This is a genomic window from Marivirga aurantiaca, from assembly GCF_016679925.1.
Lineage (GTDB): Bacteria > Bacteroidota > Bacteroidia > Cytophagales > Cyclobacteriaceae > Marivirga > Marivirga aurantiaca.
The window spans coordinates 91,497-107,024 of sequence record NZ_JAEQBW010000002.1 but is presented as its reverse complement, the minus strand read 5'-3'; the positions used below and the strand labels follow the sequence as shown (position 1 = coordinate 107,024).

13 protein-coding genes are annotated in these 15,528 nt (G+C 37.6%); 7 read left to right on the top strand and 6 right to left on the bottom strand.

What is annotated here, in order from left to right:
* Positions 1-32: 32 nt before the first annotated feature.
* A complete protein-coding gene (locus JKA74_RS05955; protein ID WP_201430266.1) occupies positions 33-1,823 on the bottom strand; it encodes a DUF7282 domain-containing protein in 1,791 nt (596 codons plus the stop codon).
* A gap of 243 nt (positions 1,824-2,066) precedes the next feature.
* Here JKA74_RS05955 and JKA74_RS05950 point away from each other — a divergent pair, with 243 nt between their 5' ends.
* From JKA74_RS05950 to JKA74_RS05940, 3 genes are read left to right on the top strand one after another with little or no spacing between them, the layout of a single operon-like run.
* Positions 2,067-2,867, top strand: a complete 801-nt coding sequence (locus JKA74_RS05950; RefSeq protein ID WP_201430265.1) for a hypothetical protein — start codon at positions 2,067-2,069, stop codon at positions 2,865-2,867.
* 1 nt (position 2,868) lies between these two features.
* On the top strand, positions 2,869-3,702 hold the full coding sequence (locus tag JKA74_RS05945; protein WP_201430264.1) for a DUF5777 family beta-barrel protein: 834 nt from the start codon (positions 2,869-2,871) through the stop codon (positions 3,700-3,702).
* A gap of 8 nt (positions 3,703-3,710) precedes the next feature.
* On the top strand, positions 3,711-4,733 hold the full coding sequence (locus tag JKA74_RS05940) for a c-type cytochrome (RefSeq protein WP_201430263.1): 1,023 nt from the start codon (positions 3,711-3,713) through the stop codon (positions 4,731-4,733).
* A gap of 84 nt (positions 4,734-4,817) precedes the next feature.
* On the opposite strand, the gene typA is transcribed toward JKA74_RS05940, so the two are convergent.
* The 3 genes from typA to folP form a co-directional block, all read right to left on the bottom strand.
* Entirely contained in the window at positions 4,818-6,623 is a 1,806-nt protein-coding gene (gene typA, locus JKA74_RS05935) for a translational GTPase TypA (protein ID WP_201430262.1), read from the bottom strand.
* 317 nt (positions 6,624-6,940) lie between these two features.
* Complete coding sequence (gene cdaA, locus JKA74_RS05930) at positions 6,941-7,792, bottom strand: diadenylate cyclase CdaA (protein ID WP_201430261.1); 852 nt, start codon at positions 7,790-7,792, stop codon at positions 6,941-6,943.
* Positions 7,789-8,646, bottom strand: a complete 858-nt coding sequence (gene folP, locus JKA74_RS05925) for a dihydropteroate synthase (RefSeq protein ID WP_236587551.1) — start codon at positions 8,644-8,646, stop codon at positions 7,789-7,791. The genes cdaA and folP overlap by 4 nt, the downstream gene beginning before the upstream one ends.
* A 35-nt stretch (positions 8,647-8,681) precedes the next feature.
* Between folP and JKA74_RS05920 the strand changes: the two genes are divergently transcribed.
* The 3 genes from JKA74_RS05920 to JKA74_RS05910 are packed head-to-tail and all read left to right on the top strand — an operon-like array spanning position 8,682 to position 10,839.
* Positions 8,682-9,227: a DUF1599 domain-containing protein gene (locus tag JKA74_RS05920; protein ID WP_201430260.1), complete on the top strand. Its 546-nt coding sequence runs from the start codon at positions 8,682-8,684 to the stop codon at positions 9,225-9,227.
* Positions 9,227-10,321 (top strand): BT_3928 family protein, encoded by a 1,095-nt coding sequence (locus JKA74_RS05915; RefSeq protein ID WP_201430259.1) that lies wholly within the window; start codon positions 9,227-9,229, stop codon positions 10,319-10,321. The genes JKA74_RS05920 and JKA74_RS05915 overlap by 1 nt, the downstream gene beginning before the upstream one ends.
* Positions 10,321-10,839 carry a shikimate kinase gene (locus tag JKA74_RS05910; protein WP_201430258.1) on the top strand — a complete coding sequence of 173 codons (519 nt, stop codon included), beginning with the start codon at positions 10,321-10,323 and terminating at the stop codon, positions 10,837-10,839. Before JKA74_RS05915 ends, JKA74_RS05910 begins: the two co-directional genes overlap by 1 nt.
* On the opposite strand, the gene JKA74_RS05905 is transcribed toward JKA74_RS05910, so the two are convergent.
* Positions 10,836-12,371, bottom strand: a complete 1,536-nt coding sequence (locus JKA74_RS05905; protein ID WP_236587549.1) for an OmpP1/FadL family transporter — start codon at positions 12,369-12,371, stop codon at positions 10,836-10,838. The two genes, JKA74_RS05910 and JKA74_RS05905, sit on opposite strands and share 4 nt — an antisense overlap.
* Positions 12,372-12,459: 88 nt before the next feature.
* Complete coding sequence (locus JKA74_RS05900) at positions 12,460-13,920, bottom strand: hypothetical protein (RefSeq protein WP_201430256.1); 1,461 nt, start codon at positions 13,918-13,920, stop codon at positions 12,460-12,462.
* Between the two features lie 125 nt (positions 13,921-14,045).
* On the opposite strand from JKA74_RS05900, the gene proS reads away from it, so the two are divergent.
* Positions 14,046-15,521: a proline--tRNA ligase gene (gene proS / locus JKA74_RS05895; protein ID WP_201430255.1), complete on the top strand. Its 1,476-nt coding sequence runs from the start codon at positions 14,046-14,048 to the stop codon at positions 15,519-15,521.
* The last annotated feature ends 7 nt before the right edge of the window (positions 15,522-15,528 follow it).

The window sequence follows — 15,528 nt, the reverse complement described above, 5'->3', positions numbered from 1 at the left end:
AAGCCGCTTTTTAAATGTATCTAAAACTAATTTTAGTCAATAATTGTGAATCTTCCTGTCATGGAAGCATGAAATTCACAATTATAAAACAAAGTACTTGGTGCATTAGCAGGAACCGTAAAAGTTATAGTTCCTGATTGTGCTCCATTATTTTCTACGCCATCATTATAAGCATCAGCAGTACCAGTAGACTGTACTGATTTAATATAAAATGGGTGTCCACTTGCACTAATTGTAAAAGTATAGGTTTCACCTCTTGTTAAAGTAATATCCGGATTAGAATCCTCATTTAAGCCATTGCCACTAAACAAATACGCACTGGTACCACTGTGTGTCACATCATAATTGATGACGTTGGAAACTGAGACAGTAAGGGACGAGAAAGAGATAGGATTATCAAAACCATTGGCCCCGTCAAATTCATATGTACCTACAGTACCATTATCATTATGTAACATCACCCATAATATTTCACCATCGGCTACTTCTTCTGTAAAGGTAATTTCCACATCTGTTGTTGTACCTGCTTCAACTGCAACAGGTTCAGATATAATGCCCGGAGCCACAAATCCCTCACCGGTACCATCATCTCTGTGAACCACAACCCATGATGGCTGTCCTACAGTAACACTTTCTACTATTAACTTACCCGCGGATAAAGTTTGATCATTGGCAACAAAAGTTCCTGTTGGTGCCTCCACAGTAATAGCTTGAGTTGTGATAGGCCCGTCAAATCCATTGGCGCCATCAAATTCATATTCTCCAATTGTACCATTCTCAGTATGTAACATTATATAAATCACATCCCCTTCATTTAAAGGATTTGATTCATCTATTTCAATCTCAACATCCGTATTCGTTCCGGCTTCTAACTGAACTGGAGTAGAAATAATTTCCGGAACTTGCGGACCATCATTTGTCTCGTTACTTGCATGTACTACTACCCAGGCAGTGGCATTAACAGTAAGCTCTGCAACAGTAATTGTGTTGCCCTGAACAATTTGATTTTCTGCTACTATGCTTCCGGATGGCGCAAGCGTTTCAAAACCTACTACTATTACATCTTCACCGAAAACTTCCGGGCCATCTCCATTATCAGGAAAACCATATTCTCCATCGGCCGGGCTTTCAATGTGCAACATAGGAAACAACATCTCGCCACCTGAAAAAGTGTTCTCTCCTAAATCTACCTCAACATCGGTATTAACTCCTGCCGTTACCATTGTCTGGCCTATTACAGGACCTCCTGCATCACCGGAATGAATAACTATCCATCCATCAACTGCAGCATTCACTTCACTGATAACCACTTTATTCTCACTTACAGCTTGATTCTCTACAGAAACACTTGCTGCCGAAATGGTAATATCACTCATCACTATATCTCCTCCATCAGTGAGTATAGGGGCATCAAATCCATTGACTCCATCAAATTCATAAGTACCTTCAGTACCGTCATCAGTATGCAACATCACCCATAGCTTATCTCCATCTGAAAGATTATCAACATCAGTCAATGTAAGCTCCAAATTATCCGTTGACCCGGCTTCCACAAATAATGGCTCCGAAATAATTTCAGGCACTACCGGACCACCTTCTGCTGTACTGGCATGCACCACAACCCAACCATTTTGATCAAGGTTAACATTTTCTACTTTGATTTTATTTTGTGAAAGTGTTTGGTCTGATACTGTTAACATTCCGGTAGGTATGTCAGGAGTATTCGGTTCATCATCCTTGCAGGCAGACAATAAAATTGCTCCTGCTCCCAAAGCCATTAATGCTTTGCTTATAAACTTGTTTACTTTTTTTAGTCTCATCATAATAGTTTTTAGTGTACGAAAATTATTTGTTTGTCGACAATTTGAACTACGCATTAAATTTAAAACCGGATTTAGGACAATCTGTTCATTTTAATAATTAGTTTGAAATGACAATTTAATATACTATTAAAAAATGATTAACGATAAAAAGATGCTTTTTTCAAATCAGCTATTCAGAATCCAATATAAAAGAAGTTTCGTATCTTAGGTTTAAAATTCGTTTTTTATAAATTTATGAGAATAATGATTAAATCTTTTCCCTTCTTTACTTATTTACTATTCGTTATCCTTTTGTCAGGATGTGAATATGAACGCATTTCAACAGACTGTAGCACAAATGCAATTGTGCTAAACCTGCAATCTGTGGAAAACACATCCTGTGGTACAAATGAAGGAGAAATTGTGGTAACAGCCGAGGGGGGTGATGGTGAATATGAATTCAGTATCAATGAAAGTGCATTTACAAAAGAAGGGGTTTTTAGCAACTTAAGTTCAGGCACTTATGAAATAGTGGCAAGAGATGCAATTACTTTATGTATAAGCGATCCCATAACAGAAGATGTATTGAATATAGACGGATTACAAATCACCTTATCTCAAAAAAGCAATACTGATTGTGGCAGTAGTTCCGGCAGTATTAGCATCACCCAGGAAAATGGCCTTGCCCCTATTGAATATAGAATTAATAATGGAGAGTTTCAGCAGGAAGCTACTTTCACAGGCTTAAGCAGTGGGGTTTATAATGTAACTGCCAAAGATGCTCTTGATTGTGAATCAAGCATTTCCAACATCCGAATTAGTACAGGGGTGAGTCTCTCCGATCAGGTGCAACCCATAATTATAGCTAATTGTGCAGTAAATGGGTGCCATAATGGAGCTCAGTCACCCAACTTAAGTGTCAAAGAAAATATTATTAATAATGCTTCCAACATCAGAAGCAGAACAAGTAGTGGGACAATGCCTCCCGCTGGAAGGCAAGATTTGACTCAACAGGAAATTGATTTAATAGCCTGCTGGGTAAATGATGGTTCATTAAATAATTAATATGACAAGAATAATAAGTTTAATATCAGTTTTGGTGTTTGTAGTTACTAGCCTGACTGCACAGGAAGATCGCACAAAAGTTTTTAGAGATACAAGAATTATCAATGGTCATTCCACAGAGTTAATCCCCAAAGGGACTATGAAATTCATTATATCTCATCGCTTCGGGAAACTAAATTCAGGCTTTCAGCAGCTTTACGGACTGGATAATTCCACCATAAGAATGGGATTGGATTATGGTATAATTGATCAACTCAATATTGGCTTTGGCCGAAGTTCTTTCCAAAAGCATTATGATGTTTACCTGAAATACAGAATCCTGCAACAAAAAAACAATGGTAAATCCCCATTGTCCCTGGTGTATTATACAAATGCCTCTGTAAGAACATTAATTAATAGCCAAACAGAAAATCTTACTTTTACCAATAACCTGGCCTATGTTCATCAACTGTTGATTGCCCGTAAGTTCAATGATTTCTTTAGCTTACAGCTTTCACCAAGCTTTGTTCACAGAAATTATGTATTAGATGAAACAAGCAAAAATGATGTTTACAGCTTAGGTGCCGCAGGGCGTTTTCAACTTACAAAGGTAATTGCTGTTAACCTGGAATATTATTACTTATTACCTGATCAGCTGATGGATAATATTCAATCATCAGCAGGTTTAGGGGTAGAGTTTGAAACGAAAGGGCATATTTTCCAATTTAATTTCACTAATTCGCTGGGGCTCATAGCTCCACTTTATATTGCTGAAACTGAAGGCGTGATAGAAAAAGGAGATATCCATTTTGGTTTCAACATCACCAGGGATTTTAAAGTAGGCCCAAGAAAATAAATCAGACAATGAAGTCACAACGATTGAAGAATATTATAGGAGTATGTGCTATTTTAATAGCTACTATTTCGGCCTATACATTTAAAAACCAGCTGATTTCTCCTTCGGATAATTTAATGGAAATTTATCATGCCTTAGGTGAAGACTATCCTGATCATTATATTGATAACATTGACTCATCAGCCATTAAAAGAGGATATGAATTAGTTCATATTGGCAAAACAAAACCACCTTCAGGTATTATCTCCACCTCCATCAGTAAGTTCTATACCTGTACAAGTTGCCATAATATGGTAAAAGAGGATTCGGAATTAGACGTAGTAGACCAGGATGCCCGACTGCAATTTGCAATGGATAATAAAATTCCTTACCTACAAGGTTCCACTTTTTGGGGTGTGGTCAATAGGGAAAGCTGGTACAATGATGATTATGTTTTAAAGTATGGCGATTTAGTGAGAAAAGCAGAGAGTAGCCTAAAAGAAAGTATCCAATTATGTGCCCAGGTGTGTTCCCAGGGAAGATATCTGGAAGAGTGGGAAATGAATAGCATTCTCTCCTACTTATGGACCTTGCAAATGAAAGTAAGTGACCTGGATTTATCCGAAAATGAATTAGCCGCTATAAATGAATTAGTTGCACATCAGAAAAATGATAGTGCAATCAATCTTTTAAAATCTAAATACCTAACTAAATCACCTGCTACATTTACAGAGGTTCCTGAAAGCAAAAAAGAAGGGTATCCTTATACGGGAAGGCCTGAATTCGGAAAAGCCATTTACGAATTGGGTTGTCAGCATTGCCATCATCCTTATGGAGAAAGTGATTTAGTACTGGACAATTCTGTTTATACTTTTAAATGGCTTAAAAAGAATATCACTAAGAATTCCCCAAAATCTATATACGAGATCATCAGAAAGGGCACTTATTCTGAAGTGGGACATAAGGAATATATGCCACATTATACCTTGGAAAAAATGTCGCACCAGCAGGTGGAAGATTTACGGGCTTATATTGAAATGAGTGTAAAGTGACCTGCAAAATCCCTGGGTTTTGTTCAAAAAAAAGGCTGAATCAAATGAATGAATCAGCCTTTTGTGTTTTATGCTTTTAAAGATTTAATCAATCTTATTAGACATTCTTTTTCTCTCGTTTTCATCCAAATAGATTTTTCTCATTCGAATGCTCTTTGGAGTCACTTCCAAATACTCATCTTTCTGGATATATTCCAAGGCTTCCTCTAAAGAGAATCTTCTTGGCGGAGCTAATTTGTTACTATCATCTGTACCGGAAGCACGCATGTTAGTCAGTTTTTTACCTTTAGTAACGTTTACAACAAGATCATTATCTCTTGAATGCTCACCAATTACCTGGCCCACGTACAATTCATCTCCCGGAGAAATAAAGAACACACCTCTATCAGTCAATTTATCCATTGAGTAAGCAGTGGATGAACCGGCCTCCATAGAAATCATAGAACCATTTATTCTCCCCTGGATAGCTCCTTTGTAAGGCTCATATCCTTTGAAGCGGTGTGTCATAATACCTTCACCAGCAGTTGCTGTTAGGATGTTATTTCTCAAACCGATCAATCCCCTGGCAGGAATATCAAATTCCAAATGCTGTACATCACCTTTTGGCTCCATTACCAATAATTCACCTTTACGCATAGTCACCAATTCAATGGCTTTACCTGCTACATCTTCAGGCACATCAATAACCAAATGCTCTATTGGCTCATGTCTTGTACCATCAATTTCTTTGAAAAGCACCTGAGGCTGTCCTACCTGAATTTCATAACCTTCTCTACGCATGGTTTCAATTAAAACCGATAAGTGCAAGATACCGCGACCAAAAACCAGGAATTTATCTTCTGAACCTGCAGGCTCTACTCTTAATGCAAGGTTCTTTTCAGTTTCCTTCATCAACCTTTCTCTCAGGTGACGGGAAGTAACAAATTTACCCTCTTTACCAAAGAATGGTGAGTTGTTGATAGTGAAAAGCATACTCATAGTAGGCTCATCAATGGAAATTCTTGGAAGAGGCTCAGGATTTTCAAAATCAGTGATAGTATCACCAATATCAAAACCTTCAATACCAACAAGTGCGCAAATCTCTCCTGAATGAACTTCTTCTACCCTCTTTTTGGCTAAACCTTCAAATATTTGAAGCTCTTTAATTTTTGTTCTCTTAACAGAACCATCTTTCTTACAAAGACCTACTGTCATACCCTCTTTCAAGGTACCTTGGTATAATCTTCCAATAGCTATTCGCCCAACAAATGCAGAGTAATCCAAAGACACAACCTGTAATCTTGGCACACCTTCATTAGAAGGAGCCGGTGGAATGGTTTTGATTATCTCGTCCAAAAGAGGAAAAATATTGTCATTGGGTTTTGTCCAGTCATGGTTCATCCAACCATTCTTGCTGGAACCGTACATTGTTACGAAATCCAACTGCTCTTCGGTAGCATCCAGGTTGAACATTAAATCGAATACCTGTTCTTGCACTACATCAGGACGGCAATTTTCTTTATCTACTTTATTAACCACAACAATAGGCTTTAAACCTAAAGCTAAGGCTTTACCTAATACAAATCTGGTTTGTGGCATAGCGCCTTCAAATGCATCCACTAAAAGTAATACACCATCTGCCATTTTAAGCACACGCTCTACCTCTCCTCCAAAATCGGAGTGACCCGGAGTGTCAATAATATTAATTTTGACACCTTTGTAGGTAACAGAAACGTTCTTACTTAAAATAGTAATCCCACGCTCACGCTCCAAATCATTGTTATCAAGAATTAATTCATCTGTTTCTTGACCTACACGAAAAACCTGACATGCATGAATGATTTTGTCTACTAAGGTTGTTTTCCCGTGATCAACGTGGGCGATAATGGCCACATTTCTAATTTCTGTCATTGACTTGATATAAAATAAAATATTTGATAATCAATTAGTTGCGATTTCAAATGAATTCTCCAACCAATCAGGATGCAAAGGTAGCAAAATACTTTTTCGCTTTTTTACTTTAGCTCTAAATTAATTAGTGAAAAAGAAAAATTGTTTCTAATTAAGAATGGGAAACTAAATCTCAACTCTTAGTCCTTCTGTTAAATAAGAAGATAAGGCAAGAATTGTATTATTAATTATATTAAAATCAAAGCTCAAAAGAAAGTCACTCCATGCAAAAGTCCAACATATGATTAAGAAAAATAGTTGCAGACAATATAAATGAGTTATTTCACTACTTCCTCATCAGTAGCTTTTTCAGTCTTTTTATCCTTTTTCTTGGTTTCCTCCATCAGGTATTCTCTGATTTTGGCTCTTATTTCCTGATTGGAAAGGTTATGATAGATGGTGCCATTTCTTGCCACAGAAATCTGTCCGGTTTCCTCCGAAACAATCAAAATAATGGTATCTGTTGCTTCCGACATTCCAATAGCCGCCCTGTGCCTCAACCCGAATTGAGCAGGTACATCTTTCTCTGTTACGGGCAACACACATCGCGCTGCAATTATCCGTCCTTTATGTATAATTACAGCCCCATCGTGTAATGGACTTGTTTTATTGAAAATAGCAATGAGCAACCTTTTAGAAACAAGGGCATCAATCCTATCCCCTGATTCCGCATAAAACCTAAGCTCAGAACCCTTGGACAATACCACCAATGCACCAATATTTGTACCTCCCAATGATTTGGCAGCCTCTATTAAGGCTGTAATGTCTACATCACCTGCTAACTGTTTCTTTTTCCAAGGTAAATTGGCCAGGAAACCGTTATCCCGATTAAACGAAGTAGTTTTTCCCAGTAACAACAAAAATTTCCTGATCTCCTGTTGAAATAGTATAATAGCTGCAATTACTCCCACTCCCATGAATTGCCCCAATATGGCGGAGAGCAACTCCATTTCAGCAGCACGCACTACCAGGTAAATAAGATATAATGACAAAAATCCGATAAATATCCTGACAGCCACGCTACCCCTCATCAGGCTGTACACCTGAAACAATAAAAAGCTTACCAGGGCGATATCCAGAATATCGACCAGACTTACTTGTAAAAAACCTACGTTAAAAGCAACTATCAATTTTGTAAGGTATTAAATAATTTTACTGTTTCCACAGCTTCTTTTATATCATGAACTCTTAATATATTAGCTCCATTAAGCAAAGCAACCATATTTAAAGCAGTAGTACCGTTCAGCGCTTGCTCCACATTTATCCCTAATGTTTTATATATCATTGATTTACGAGACAATCCCATTAATATGGGACAGTCCAGGAAATCAAAATAGGTTAAATTTTTAAGTATTTCATAATTCTGCCCGATGCTTTTTGCAAATCCTAATCCAGGATCCACAATAATATCATTTACCGAAAGCTTTCTTAGTTCGTTAACCTTAACAGAAAGCTCCAAGAGTATATCCTTAAGCAAATGCTCATAAGTATTCATTTTCTGCATTGTGGCTGGTGTTCCACGCATATGCATTAAAATGTAGGGAACTTTCAATTCGGCAACTGTTTCAAACATTTCTTTATCCAGGTTTCCCCCTGAAACATCATTAACAATGGATGCCCCGGCTTCTACTGCAGCCCTGGCCACTTCGCTTCTAAAGGTATCAATGGAAATAACAGCATGAGGAAAATTTACCATCACTTGCTCTATCAGCGGAATCACCCGGTTCATTTCCTCCTCAACACTTACTTCTTCAGCATTGGGCCTGGTAGAATAACCTCCAACATCAATAAAATCCGCTCCTTCAGTAAGCATTTGCTCCACTTGCTTCAAAGCTTGTTTTAAATCTGTTGTCTTACCTCCATCATAAAAAGAGTCAGGGGTACGGTTTACTATTCCCATTACTTTGGGCTGACTCAAATCCATTAATGTTCCCTTGATATTGAGTGTTTTTTTATAAGAAAATGCTGTATCTTTCGCTTCCAAAAATAATTTATCTAACCGATTAAATTTTCATTCTGTTGATTACTCAAACTGAAAGCGAATATAAGCAAGTTATTGCGCTGTGTAAAGATGTTTTCGAAAAGAAAACAAAAGATTACGGAACTGCATGGAGAATTTTAAGATTGCCCTCCATTACAGATCAACTTTTTATCAAAGCACAAAGAATCAGGTCTGTTCAGGAGAAAGGTGTTCAAAAAATTGAAGAAGACATTCGAAATGAGTTTATTGGCATTATAAATTACTCCATTATTGCTATTATTCAGGAAGAATTAAGTGAAGATTCTCCTTTAGAGATTCCTTATAATGAGCTAGAACCACTTTATGATAAAGTAGTGCAAGAAACACTTTCTTTATTATTGGATAAAAATCACGATTATGGAGAGGCCTGGCGTGATATGAGAATAAGTTCTATTACTGATATCATCCTGATGAAACTGTACAGAGTGAAACAAATAGAGGATAATATGGGGGAAACCCTTATTTCAGAACCAGTAAAAGCGAATTATCAGGACATGATTAATTATGCGGTTTTTTGTTTAATTAAAATAGGAAATAATTTATAATGAAGATATTAACTGACATTGCCAGATACTTAGTAGGAGGTTTATTTATATTCAGTGGATTGATAAAAATCAATGATCCTGTAGGTACAGCCATTAAACTGGAAGAATATTTCGCGGTTTTTGCCGGTGATATTGCCCCCTTCTTCTCGATATTTGAGCCTTACGCTTTAGTTATTGGTATATTTCTTAATGTATTGGAAGTAGTATTAGGAATTGCCCTTATCATAAAATGGAGAGTGAAATTTACCATTACCTTATTGAGCATACTGATAGTATTTTTTACCTTTTTAACATTTTATTCGGCTTATTTCAACAAAGTAACAGACTGCGGTTGTTTTGGAGATGCCATCAAGTTAACACCCTGGGAATCTTTCACAAAAGATGTCATTCTACTGGTGCTTATAGGATTCCTTTTAATTTTTCGTAACAAGATCAAAGACAGCACCTTTGCAGCCAAAAACATAATCATTATATGTGTTACAGCCCTATCTGTATTATTGTGTATTTATGCCATCAGGCATTTACCATTTATTGATTTCAGGGCTTACAAGGTGGGGGTAAATATCCCTGAAGCCATGACAGCAAAGGAAAGTCCAAAATTCCAATATACTTTTGAAAAAGAAGGAGAGACAATAAAATCTTATCAATACCTGACTGAGAAAGAGGGGTATAAACTGGTAAGCCATGAAATCACTAATCCCGATATTTCCACACCAAAAATTACGGATTTTGCAGTATGGAATGAATCCGGAGACAAAACAAAAGAGATGCTCAGCGGAAAGAAATTATGGATTATCGCTTATAATATTGAGGAAGCATCTACTGAGGGTCTTATTGATATTAACAGTTTGATATCACGATTACCGGGAGACATCACTCCAATCATTCTTACTTCCTCTTCAGCAGAAGGTGTATTAAAGGTAAAGGCAGAAAGAGGCTTAACTCCTGACTTTTACTATGGTGATGCAACAGTATTAAAAACCATCATCCGCTCTAATCCCGGATTGGTTTTAGTAGAAGATGGAACTGTATTAGCAAAATGGCATTACAATGATGTGCCAGATCCCTCTGATTTATCTGAATTATTGAGGTGATGCGGTATTTCCTCACAGGCCTGCCAGGTAGTGGCAAAAGCTTTTGGGCAAAAAAACTGGCAGAAAAATACCAATTGCCATTTTTAGACTTAGATGCACATATTGAGGTAAAAGAAACAAAAAGTATTACAGATATTTTTAAAGAAAAAGGAGAGGTCTATTTTCGTGAATTGGAATCTGAGGCACTTCAGGAAATCATTATCGAAAATGAGCAACTCATTTTAGCTTGTGGTGGTGGAACCCCTTGTTTTCATCAAAATATGGAACGGATGAATACAGCCGGCACCACCATCTTCCTCAACACACCACCTGAATGGATTGCTAAAAACTTAATGACCCATGAAGAAATTGAGCAGAGGCCTCTTTTTGCCGGATTAAAGTCGCAGGATCAAGTTATAGCTCATTTGAACCACTTATTAACTGGAAGGATCGAGTACTATAAAAAAGCCCGATACGAAGTCGTACCGGGCGCATTTGAAGTCACTTTAAATGATTTTGATAAGATTATAGTTCCTTAAAAGGTTTTTCCTAACGTTAATCTGAATGAAGATATCTTAGAGTCTGAGGACACTAAAGCACTTCCTGGATAAGCATTGAAATCAGGGTTATTAAAGCTACTTAAGCTATAAGTTAAATCAGCAGAAAAACCATTTTTCAAAATTCCAACACCTCCACTTATCATATTTCTATCCTGTGAGAAGCGTTGCCCATCTAAATTAGCATAAGGATTATCAAAATAAGCATATCCGGCTCTTACACGGAAAATATCCAACCTACCTTCTGCCCCCAACCTAAGGTTTATTGCACTTTTCAATTCCCTGTTAACAGCATCAGGATCTTGTCCCTCAAAAGCCCCGTTGTTACTGTTAAATCTTGCACTGGAATAATCAATTAATTCCACATCAGCAGTCACAAAGCCATATTTGTTTAAAAATACAGTTGCTCCCCCACTTACCTTTTGCGGTATCATAAAGCTGTATTCCGGTACTTCATTTAAAATTTCACTTTCTGATGTTCCATCAGTAAAAAAAGCTGTCAGGTTAATTTCCTGAATTTCTGAAATCGCTATAAATGTTGGTGTGGAATAGGAAACGCCAATATTTACCATATTAATGGGTTTGTAAATAGCACCAATAGTAAGGCCGGCACCGGCACCGGAAATTTCCTTTTCCTCTGTCAGCTCATAATAATTCAAATAATCATTATCGGGATTTTCCCTAAAAGTACGTGTTTCATTAAAGTTAAGGAAATGGATATTAAGCCCTGCTCCTAAAAATATCTTATCATTATAATTGGCTCCATAAGAAAGGTCCATGGTAGTTACCCCTCCTGTTCTTACTATACTCTCAGTCTGCCTTACAGGATTGATCTGATCAAAATCGTATCGATCCACTTCATAACCCAGTATATTGCCATCCCCATCTTCTACCGTAAAAACCTCAAGCAATCCTACCAGGCTTGCCAAATCAGTATAAGGATTGGAAAGAAAATCAGGTTCCATAGCATCCTCAGATGGATATCTTTTTAAACTACCATCTGTATCTATAAAGGGTTGTAATGTAAACTCTACAAAATCGTTGACCAATCCATTTTCACCTACAGGCACTACGCCTTCATAATCTATAACATTATAAAAAGATGTTTTCTGATTCCAGGCAATTCCAAATGTTCCTGAAATCCAATTTGATCCTGCATATTCTTCAAAACGATTGTGGAATACCATTCCCGCATTGGGCACCTGAACACTCAATCCAAAATTATTGGAGTTAGTACCTCTATAACTGGAGCTAAAATCACCGAACCTCATAACAGGAGATATACTCCATGCCGATTTATTGTAAAAGCCCAAACCCGCAGGATTACCGGAAATACTTGATATATCACCTCCCAGGGAAGTGTTGGCTCCACCTAAACCTATGAACCTGGCTGTTCCGGATGTAGTTGATTGACTAAACCTTACTGCATCATTGGAAAATTGACTATATACCTGCTGACCGGAAACCGAAAAAGTCAATGCACAGAGAGTCATTGCAAAAATGAATTTGATCATTTTCATAGCTGTAATTTTAATTGTTGTAAATAGTGTGAAAAAAGGCGTCTCACTTTTTTTGTGAAACGCCTGTGGACTTAATTAGTTATTAGTTACCTCTTCCTCTTGAGCCACCACTGCTTCTGGATGAGGAGCCTGAAGAACGGCTACTACTACCTGAAGATGACCTTCCAACTGAACCACTGCTTCTTGAAGAACTTGAGCTCGATCTTCCAACACTGGAGCTACTTCTGCTACTTGAGCCTGAAGAAGATCTTCCGTAAGAAGAACTAGATCCTCTTGAAGAGTTTCCGAAACTTGAGTTTCTGGTATTTCCGGAAGTACCATAACTTGAACTCCTTGTACTTGTATTCCCTGATGATCTGGAATAAGTTCCTCTACTATTAGTAGTTCTGGAGCTATTATAATATTGGCCGGCATTTCTGGAAGTATTGTTAGAAGGAGTCCTTGTAACGCTGCTTCCATCCGTTCTGCTTGTTCTCGAGCTATTTAATGTAGCTGCCCTACTTGTATTACCAGCTGTTCTTGAATTACTGTACTCTGCAGTCCTTGAAGTTCTGTTACTACTGTAAACCGCTGTTCTTGCTGCATAATCAGTTCTGCTTTGTCTTGCATTCGATGAAAGAGTCGCTGACCTTGTTCTGCTGGTATTTGCATTATTGGCAACACTCGTTCTGCTACTTCTGGAAGTTATTACATCTCTGGATCTTTCAGCTCCTACATTTCTACTGGTATTATAAGCTACTCTGCTACTTCTTGTATTTACATTGGATGAAGTACCGGTTCTACTAATACGTGGGCTATTACTATACACCCTGTTACGTCTATTGTTAACGTTATTATCAGTTACATAATAATTGCTATGGTAGAATCCATCATAGAATCCGTTTCTGTAGCCGTGGTGATAGCCCATGGCATAACCACCACCATAACCCCAACCTCTTCTAAATCCATAAGGATTATAGCCCCAGTAAGGATCAAAAAATGGATCATAGAAACCTCTACCGTATCCCATTGACCAATAACTTCCACCAAATGAGCTAAATCCAAAACCAATATTAAAGCCAGGACGCATCATACCATAACCACCGAAGTAGGGATCGTACATGTAAGGATTCCCCATCATATAGGGATCATACATTCCCATCATCCCCGGAGCCATTCCATAGTAATTATATATTTGGGTCTGTCCTAAGTTTCTATTCCCGGAATTTTGTCCTCTTCTAGCCGCTTGCTCGTCATAATACCACCCCTCTTCCTGATTGGCTTCGGGAGTTTTGTTGAGTTCAGCATTTTGATCTTTTTGATCCTCTTTAAAAGACTCGAAAGATTCATCTGAAGATTCAAAATCATTATAAGCATAACCTGAATTCCTCAATTCTCTGGCTTTAGCCTCCTCTTCCGCTTTTAACTTTTTATTTAATACTTCACGGTCATTGGCTGTGAAATACAAATCGTCATTCTCAGTTTGAAGATCGGATTGAGCATTTCCAAGATAGGGATTAAGTCCTATGCTAAATATTAATAAGATAAAGCTTAAGGTTTTCATGGCTACTTAATTTTTAGTTTCTAATTTTACAACGATTATTCGAGAAAATAAATTTCAGTTTGATATTTATTTCTCACTTTATAATCTACACTGAAAGATACAAATATCATACCAAAAACACGATAATGAGCAAAGGTTTACCAAAAAGAAGCGAAGATTATGCACAGTGGTACAACGAATTAGTGAAAAAAGCTGATTTGGCTGAAAATTCTGCAGTACGAGGCTGCATGATCATAAAACCTTATGGGTACTCTATATGGGAGAAAATGCAACGCCAACTAGACGACATGTTTAAAGAAACTGGTCACAGCAATGCTTATTTCCCATTATTTATCCCTAAATCCTATCTCAGCAAAGAAGCTGACCATGTAGAAGGCTTTGCCAAAGAATGCGCAGTAGTAACTCACTACAGATTAAAGAATGATGAAAATGGCAAAGGAGTAGTGGTAGATCCTGATGCTAAATTGGAAGAAGAACTTATTGTACGCCCTACTTCTGAAACCATAATATGGAATACCTATAAAAACTGGGTTCAATCTTACAGGGACCTTCCTTTACTCATTAATCAATGGGCCAATGTAGTACGTTGGGAAATGAGAACCCGCCTGTTTTTACGTACTGCTGAATTTTTATGGCAAGAGGGCCACACAGCACATGCTACCAAACAAGAGGCCCTGGATGAAACAGTGCAGATGATTAACATCTATTCAGAATTTGCGGAGGAATACATGGCACTTCCTGTAATAAAAGGTATTAAATCGGAAAGCGAACGTTTTGCAGGAGCCCTGGAAACCTATTGCATTGAAGGCTTAATGCAGGATGGTAAAGCACTACAAGCCGGAACCTCTCATTTCCTTGGACAGAATTTCGCCAAAGCTTTTGATGTAAAGTTTACTGCCAAAGATGGAAAGCAGGATTTCGTATGGGGAACCTCATGGGGTGTTAGTACCCGCTTGATAGGTGCTTTAATCATGGCTCATTCCGATGATGAAGGTTTAGTATTGCCACCTAAACTGGCTCCCATTCAAGTAGTAATTGTTCCTATTTATAAAACAGAAGAAGATCGAAATAATATTGCCAAAGTAGCCAATGAGCTTAGGGCTTCCTTAAAGAAAAAGCATATTTCAGTCAACTTCGACAACCGGGATACCCATAAACCAGGGTTTAAATTTGCAGAGTGGGAGTTGAAAGGAGTTCCGCTAAGAATAGCGATTGGTCCTCGTGATTTGGAAAATGGAACTGTTGAGTTGGCAAGACGAGACACCAAAGAAAAGCAAACGGTTAATATTGAAGGGATAGATCAGGTTATTGAAGATACTTTAGACAAAATTCAGATCAATATTTATGATAAAGCAAAGGCCTTTAGAACTGAGAACACTCATCAGGTGGATACCTACGAAGAATTTAAGGATATTTTAGAAAATAAAGCAGGCTTTGTATCGGCTCATTGGGATGGTACTGCTGAAACTGAAGACAGAATAAAAGAAGAAACAAAAGCCACTATACGATGTATCCCTTTGGATGCAAAAGAAGAGGCCGGAACATGTATTTACTCAGGAAAACCTTCAAATAAAAGAGTGTTATTTGCTAAAGCCTATTGATTTTTAC

Bases quoted from the DNA above. Each gene is read 5' to 3' on its own strand.
- JKA74_RS05955 (WP_201430266.1), bottom strand. From the start codon at position 1,823: ATGATGAGACTAAAAAAAGTAAACAAGTTTATAAGCAAAGCATTAATG.
- JKA74_RS05950 (WP_201430265.1), top strand. From the start codon at position 2,067: ATGATTAAATCTTTTCCCTTCTTTACTTATTTACTATTCGTTATCCTT.
- JKA74_RS05945 (WP_201430264.1), top strand. From the start codon at position 2,869: ATGACAAGAATAATAAGTTTAATATCAGTTTTGGTGTTTGTAGTTACT.
- JKA74_RS05940 (WP_201430263.1), top strand. From the start codon at position 3,711: ATGAAGTCACAACGATTGAAGAATATTATAGGAGTATGTGCTATTTTA.
- typA (WP_201430262.1), bottom strand. From the start codon at position 6,623: ATGACAGAAATTAGAAATGTGGCCATTATCGCCCACGTTGATCACGGG.
- JKA74_RS05915 (WP_201430259.1), top strand. From the start codon at position 9,227: ATGAAGATATTAACTGACATTGCCAGATACTTAGTAGGAGGTTTATTT.
- JKA74_RS05910 (WP_201430258.1), top strand. From the start codon at position 10,321: ATGCGGTATTTCCTCACAGGCCTGCCAGGTAGTGGCAAAAGCTTTTGG.
- JKA74_RS05905 (WP_236587549.1), bottom strand. From the start codon at position 12,371: ATGATCAAATTCATTTTTGCAATGACTCTCTGTGCATTGACTTTTTCG.
- JKA74_RS05900 (WP_201430256.1), bottom strand. From the start codon at position 13,920: ATGAAAACCTTAAGCTTTATCTTATTAATATTTAGCATAGGACTTAAT.
- proS (WP_201430255.1), top strand. From the start codon at position 14,046: ATGAGCAAAGGTTTACCAAAAAGAAGCGAAGATTATGCACAGTGGTAC.